The sequence below is a fragment of the Microcoleus sp. OTE_8_concoct_300 genome, assembly GCF_031383065.1.
GTDB lineage: Bacteria > Cyanobacteriota > Cyanobacteriia > Cyanobacteriales > Microcoleaceae > Microcoleus.
On record NZ_JANMZH010000372.1, the window covers coordinates 1 to 1080 of the forward strand.

1 pseudogene is annotated in these 1080 nt (G+C 42.0%); it reads left to right on the forward strand.

Going from position 1 to position 1080, the window contains the following annotated elements:
- Positions 1 to 117: pseudogene (locus ACUVJL_RS16580) on the forward strand (lipoyl synthase); the annotation flags it as partial.
- Between the last annotated feature and the right edge of the window lie 963 nt (positions 118 to 1080).

Below are 1080 nucleotides of genomic sequence, written 5' to 3' on the forward strand. Positions count from 1 at the left end.
GCTTGGACAAAGTTCGGCGAATCTTTGGGCTTCTTGCAAGTTGTGGCTTCTCCCTTAACTCGCAGTTCGTATCACGCCGAACAGGTGAGGGAACTGATGAAACTTTACCCGCGCTAAGTAGGTGGCTACAAATTAACATAACAGTCATTAGTCATTAGTCATTAGTCATTAGTCATTAGTCATTAGTCATTAGTCATTAGTCATTAGTCATTAGTCATTAGTCATTAGTCATTAGTCATTAGTCATTAGTCATTAGTCAACAGTCAACAGTCAACATAGGGAGGGCGGGTTTGGCAGCCGTCTACTCCCTGGTATTTGGGCTCTTAGCTAAACCGGCCCCTACAAGATACTATGGTTTTTTTCCCCTGGCCTACTTAGCAATTTTAATTTGAGGGTTTTGCAGGCGCGGTGCAAAAAAAAACAGGTTTTTGATGGTAGTGTTATTGGATGAGGTTAACCCCGAAGCAGCAGCGAACAGCAAAAAAATATCAGCCGATCGCCCCCTAAAAGTCGCGACTTAGGCAAAAGACATCCAGAAACCGCGTGTCTTCCTTAAACTTTTAGGTTTTAATCCAAAAGTTTTGTTAAGAAACCCGGTTTTTGCCGAGCGCCAATAACTCGGTACTGCTGACTGTACCAACTCGCTCAGCTCATATTCGGTATTGGATTAAACTTCTGCGCTCACTGAGCCGGTATTTAATCAAGACCGCCGAGTTATATAAAGTTTTATTAAAAAAATCGATAATTTTCCGAAGTGATCGGGAACCAGCTTATATGTGATGAAGATTAACTTAACTTCTGACGAAGGTCACTTGTTTCTAGCCAGTCTCTATCTATACTAGCTACATAAACAAAGAAGTAGAACGCACTTTTCGGGCCGTCAACCTGTTACATCAGAAAGTTCTTAGCGTTTTCCAGAATCTTGGTAAAACAAGTGGGGCCGCCAAAGTTCGATCGAACAACAGCATCCAAGTCTGGAAAGTTAGTAAAGAAACAAAAAGCGGTGATGCTTCGTCTTAACAAAGTGGGCATCATAATTATCAATAACCGCTAAGCGTAGCATCTTTTCACCCGGAGCAA